The organism is Micromonospora sp. LOL_015, from assembly GCF_048060275.1.
Taxonomy (GTDB): domain Bacteria; phylum Actinomycetota; class Actinomycetes; order Mycobacteriales; family Micromonosporaceae; genus Micromonospora_E.
On the sequence record NZ_JBHMIO010000100.1, the window covers coordinates 1 to 5,165 of the forward strand.

The 5,165-nt window shown below is 70.4% G+C and carries 6 protein-coding genes; 3 read left to right on the forward strand and 3 right to left on the reverse strand.

The window, feature by feature from the left end:
• Positions 1–57: 57 nt before the first annotated feature.
• Positions 58–240 (forward strand): hypothetical protein, encoded by a 183-nt coding sequence (locus ACFHWU_RS28600; protein ID WP_416592223.1) that lies wholly within the window; start codon positions 58–60, stop codon positions 238–240.
• Between the two features lie 128 nt (positions 241–368).
• Here the strand turns inward: ACFHWU_RS28600 and ACFHWU_RS28605 are convergent, their stop codons facing one another.
• Together ACFHWU_RS28605 and ACFHWU_RS28610 are read right to left on the reverse strand one after the other, a co-directional pair.
• Positions 369–1,484 carry an FHA domain-containing protein gene (locus ACFHWU_RS28605; RefSeq protein ID WP_416552346.1) on the reverse strand — a complete coding sequence of 372 codons (1,116 nt, stop codon included), beginning with the start codon at positions 1,482–1,484 and terminating at the stop codon, positions 369–371.
• 75 nt (positions 1,485–1,559) lie between these two features.
• A complete protein-coding gene (locus tag ACFHWU_RS28610; RefSeq protein WP_278167350.1) occupies positions 1,560–1,853 on the reverse strand; it encodes a 4a-hydroxytetrahydrobiopterin dehydratase in 294 nt (97 codons plus the stop codon).
• Between the two features lie 99 nt (positions 1,854–1,952).
• Between ACFHWU_RS28610 and ACFHWU_RS28615 the strand changes: the two genes are divergently transcribed.
• Positions 1,953–2,777, forward strand: coding sequence for a hypothetical protein (locus ACFHWU_RS28615; protein WP_416592224.1), 825 nt, complete (start codon positions 1,953–1,955; stop codon positions 2,775–2,777).
• A 244-nt stretch (positions 2,778–3,021) separates the two neighbouring features.
• A complete protein-coding gene (locus ACFHWU_RS28620; RefSeq protein ID WP_416552344.1) occupies positions 3,022–3,798 on the forward strand; it encodes a hypothetical protein in 777 nt (258 codons plus the stop codon).
• Between the two features lie 238 nt (positions 3,799–4,036).
• Here ACFHWU_RS28620 and ACFHWU_RS28625 read toward each other — a convergent pair whose 3' ends face one another.
• Entirely contained in the window at positions 4,037–5,062 is a 1,026-nt protein-coding gene (locus ACFHWU_RS28625) for a fatty acid desaturase family protein (protein ID WP_416567581.1), read from the reverse strand.
• Between the last annotated feature and the right edge of the window lie 103 nt (positions 5,063–5,165).

The following is a 5,165-nucleotide window of genomic DNA, read 5'->3' on the forward strand; positions in this document are numbered from 1 at the left end:
GCCATCGACATCATCACAAACACTTGCTAACCATCCACCCGCCCTAACCGAGCGGCGTTGGGGCTAGACCAGGAACAGTCGCAGGTCGTCGGGCTCATCGGCACCGTCGTCGCCGGTGGCCGCGACGGCCGGATGGTGGCGATCGCGGTCTACAAGAGCGCGCTGACCCGCCCCGGTGTCGTCGAGCGACCCCGCCCCGTCAACGGCGAGACCTACGACAATCAGCCTCATGAGCACTGAGCGCACACCGGCCGTACCGCCCGACTCCGCGCACGCGGTGACCGCGAGCCGCCTGTGCGCCTGGCTCATCGTGGCGGGTTGGCCGGCCGAGCAGGTGTTGCGGGGCTGAAGGAAACGCGGGTCAAGGGTCAGGGGCGGTCCATCATTCGCAGCGCCATGGTCGGCGCGTCGGCCATCACCGACGTCGGGTTCGACACGCCACCGGTGGCCCAGACCTTCGACCGGGCGATGTGCACCCCCGGGTAGAGCTCGACGACGTCGGTGGCCTGCAACGGCCGGGCCTGGCGTTTGATGGTGCGGCGTTCGTCGTCGTCGGGCGAACCCCCCGGCCGTACGCCGGTGCCGTTGGTGCTGACGTCCTGCACGACGAGGTCCCTGCCGTGCAGCTCGAACCGGACGTGGCTGCGGCTGATCCAGCGCCGCGCCTCCTCGGTGAGCCACTGGCCGAGCATGATGCCTTCGCCGCGCTCGGGTGCCCGGCCGACCACCATCGGGTGGTCGGCGGAGACGACGAACCGCTGCCGGACCATGCCGTCGATCCGGATCGACAGCACCTCGGCCGGCGGGCGGGCACCCGTCTCGGTGAGCCGTTCCCCGTGCCGGGGGCAGGTCGGCTGGCCGGTACGCAGCGTCGGCGGCGGCTGCCCGCCGGGGCGGCCGACCCGCATCCGGCCGAACAGCGCGCACTCCGGGTCCGGGCAGCTCCACAGCCGGGCCAGCAGTTGCGCACCGGCAGGCGACGGCTCGGCGGTCGCCGGTGTGTTGCCGCCACCGGCGCGGGCGGTCAGCGCCGGGCCGCCGTGGCCGGGCAGCGGGGCGAGCAGCCGGCCAGGCTGGTTGAGCCACTGGTAACGCCCGCGCATGCCGTCGAACCGGTGGCGGCTGAGCACCGGCAGGCCGAGCAGTTCGGCGACCTCCAGCAGCCGGTCGGCGGGGTCGGCGAGCACCTCCACCAGGCCGTCGTCGGACCACCGGCGGGCGACCATCCGCTCGTTGGAGGTCAGGTCGGCGTCGGAGAGCATGCCTCGGTGCACGACCACGTACACCGGAACGTTCTCCTCGGCGACGCTGCGGCCGAGGGCGTCGATCAGCTGCCCGAGGCGCAGCATGTTGGCCGGCCGACCGTTGTCGAAGTCGACGTACCGGACGACCTCGGCCAGGTCCACGACGGCGCGTGCGGTCGCCGGGTCGGTGCTGAGTCGGCGCTCGATCGCGTCGAGCACCTTGCTGACCTCGAATCTCACCGCGTACCTCCCCCGGTCAGGAATCCCACCGCGTACCTCTCCCGGTCTGGGAATGTCACCGTGTCCGCTCCCCCGTCAGCCCTGCGCCGCGACGATCTCGTCGATCCGGCGGGCCAGCTCGATGTCCAGGGCGGTGGTGCCGCCGGCCGAGTGGGTGCGGCACCGGAAGGTCAGGGTCCGCCACCGGATGTCGATGTCCGGGTGGTGGTCCATCTCCTCGGCGGTGATCGCCACCCGGGTCACCACGGCGACCGCGTCGGGAAAGGTCGCCAACGAGACGGTACGGGCGATCGCCTCGGGGTCGCCTACCCAGTCCGTCAGCTCCGCGAGCGCGGCCTGCACCTGTGCGGTGTCCAGCACCTCTGCCATGCGGTGACCTTACCGTCTGTCCCGCCCAACTGATCGGCACGCGGGTCGCGGCGAGTAGGTTGACCCCCTCATCAGTCATTCCTGTTTGGGAAGGCATCAATGCCACAAACGAGGCAGACCGCTGCAATTGTCGGCGGGCTTGTTGTTTCCCTCGCCCTCGCCGTCACCGGGTGCGGCCGGTCGGGCCCCGCCACCGACCCGGACCCGACGGCCACAGCCTCGGCCACCTCCGCCGACGACCGGGCTGACGACCACGGCGACGCCACGCAGGCGCTGGCCGCCGCGATCGGCAAGGCCCAGGAGCAGCCCGCCAGGGTGCGGTTCGTCATGTCCAGCCGGTCCGGCGAGACGACCGAGGCGCACGCCGAGATCGACCCGGAGAACCAACGGATCAAGGTCGAGTCCTACTTTCCGGAGGACGGATCCACGGTGATGATCACCATGATCCTGCTGGAGAAAGACTTCTACCTCATGAGCGGCAGCGGAGAGCGGGCCGGGGTCTGGTTCCACACCGATCGGGCGAACCTCCCGCCCGGGGGCACCTTCGACACGATGGCCAAGGGCGATCTGATCGGCGCGGCCGGTCTGATCGGCGACGTCACCGCAGCCGAGTGGACCGGGGACAACGTGATCGCCGGCACCGTCGACCTGACCGAATGGTCCTCTGTGGCCCTGCCCGAACTCGATGAACTCGGCGAACTCGGTGAGCTGGGTGACATGATCCGCGCCGTACCGTTCACCGCCGCCCTCGACCGCGAGCGCCGGCTCGTCGACCTGTCCCTCGGCGACGAGCAGCAGATGCCCGAAATGCCGACGATCTGGCTGCGCCTCGGTAACTTCGGCCGGGCCGAGACCATCGAGGCCCCCACCTACGGCGAGATCGTGCCGATGCCGGAGGCGATGGTCGCCGCCCTCGCCGATTGACTCGATTGACCCGATCGGCACCGGACCGCACCTGTCGGCACCGCGCCGCATCTGTCGGCACCGGACCGCGCACCGATCGGCAGCGGTCCACCCCGGACCGGAGCCGACCGGTAGGCTGACGCGGCACCAGCCGGCGGGCGCCGAACCGCAGTGGTACGGCGACGTCTAAGGCGCCACCATCGTGGCGTGCTCCCGCCGGCAATCATTCACGAGGGGACGGAACACTTTCATGCACATTCGACGGATGACGCACGCCGGAATCGGCGTCGTCGCCGCGCTCTCGCTCGCGGTCTCCGGCTGCGGCGGCACGGCTGACACCGACGCACCCGCGACCGACAGCAGCGCCGAGGCCGGTGCCGCCGACAGCCGGGGTGACGCCACGGAGGCGATCGCCACCGCCACCGCTAAGAGCACCGAGGAGAGTGCACGGCTCACCATGAGCCTGGGCACCGAGGCCGACGGCGCCCTGATGGAGGTCGTCGGCGACGTCGACCCCGCCGGTGACAAGGCGAACATCGAGATCAACATGGGTGCCGACGGCGACACGGTGAAGATCGTTCTTCGCCAGCTCGGCACCGACATCTACATGCAGCTCGGCGGCACGGACATGGACGAGCTCGCCGACGTGTGGATGAAGTCGGACACCTCGAAGCTTCCTGCCGGTGCCGGCTTCAGCATGATGCCGACCGGTGACCCGGCCGAGATGATCGGCAGCGTCGCCGAGGCCGAGTGGTCCACCGAAACCGAGATCGCCGGCTCGATCGACATGACCCAGTCGCCGAGCGCCGACGAGGAGATGCTCGCCGATCTGGGTGACGCCGCCAAGGCGGTGCCGTTCACCGCGGCCCTCGACGCCGAGGGCCGGCTGGTCGAAATGGTCATCGACCTGGAGAGCGTGTCGCCCACCTCCGGCACCATCACCATCGGGTACGCCAACTTCGGCGAGCCGGTGACCGTGGAGAAGCCGGACGGCGAGATCATCGACATGTCGGACGACATGCTGGACCTGTTCGACGCCTGACCGGCAGGCGGAGCAGTCCGACCGGCAGGCAGCGCTAGGCCGACCGGCAGGCAGCGCTAGGCCGACCGACGGTGCGGGGCCGCCCACTGAGGTGGCCCCGCACTTGCCACCCAGCGGTCATCATGATCCCTTGACGCTGAGCTGGGCGACACGCCGGCAGCAGACCGAATTTTCATCAACTGATCATGGGTACGGCGGGGAGCGGAACCGGGTGGATCAGCCGCGGCAGCCGGCCGACTCAACGCAGCGGACGGCCGACGGAGTGCAGGTGGCGCAGCGCCTCGGCGTACGAGTCGAGCAACCCGGCCTCGGTGTACGGCAGGTCGCGTTCCTGGCAGTAGCCGCGCACGATCGGTTGGGCGTACCGCAGGTGCGGCCGCGGCATGCTGGGGAACAGGTGGTGCTCGATCTGATAGTTGAGCCCACCGAGCAGCAGGTCGACGAACCAGCCACCGCGCACGTTTCGGGAGGTCAGCACCTGCTTGCGCAGGAAGTCCAGGTCGTCGTCCGGGCCGAACATCGGCATACCCTTGTGGTTCGGCGCGAACGCGCACCCCATGTAGAGACCCCACAGCGCCTGGTGCAGCGCGATGAAGGCCACCGCCCGCAGCGGCGACAGCACCGCGAAGACGATCCCGAGGTACGCGGCGGTGTGCACCGCCAGCAGCGCCCCCTCCACGGCGCGCCGCTTCACCGGGCCGTTGATCACCGCTTGGATGCTGGCCACCCGCAGGGACAGGCCTTCGAGCAGCAGGAGCGGGAAGAACAGGTACGCCTGCCGGCGGGCCAACCAGCGGCCGAAGCCCCGAGTCGCGGCTGCCTGCTCCTCGGTCCAGACCAGCGCACCCGCTCCGACGTCCGGGTCGTCGTCTACGTGGTTCGGGTTGGCGTGGTGCCGGGTGTGCTTGTCCATCCACCAGCCGTAGCCGAGCCCGACCCCGAGATTGCCGAGCAGCAAACCGGCGGTCTCGCTGGCCCGACGGGTGCGGAACATCTGCCGGTGTCCGGCGTCGTGGCCGAGGAACGCCACCTGGGTGGCGGCGACCGCCAACCCGACGGCGGTCAGCAGCTGCCACCAACTGTCCCCGCCGGCCAGCAGTACCGCCCAGCCGGCCAGGTAGGCCCCGACGGTCAGCACGATCCGGGCGGCGTACCAGGCTGGTCGGCGGTCCAGCAGCCCGACCTGACTCACCCGCCGCGACAGGTCGGCATAGTCGCTGCCCCGCGGCTGGGGACTGGTACGGGTGGGTGCGGCAGCAGTCATCGAATACCTTCCGTGGCTCTCCCGGCCCGTCGGGGCCGGCGATTCGGGGGGGTGTCCCTATGGGTTGTGTCAAGCGGCGAGGCGGGGTTCGTCCGCCGGTTTG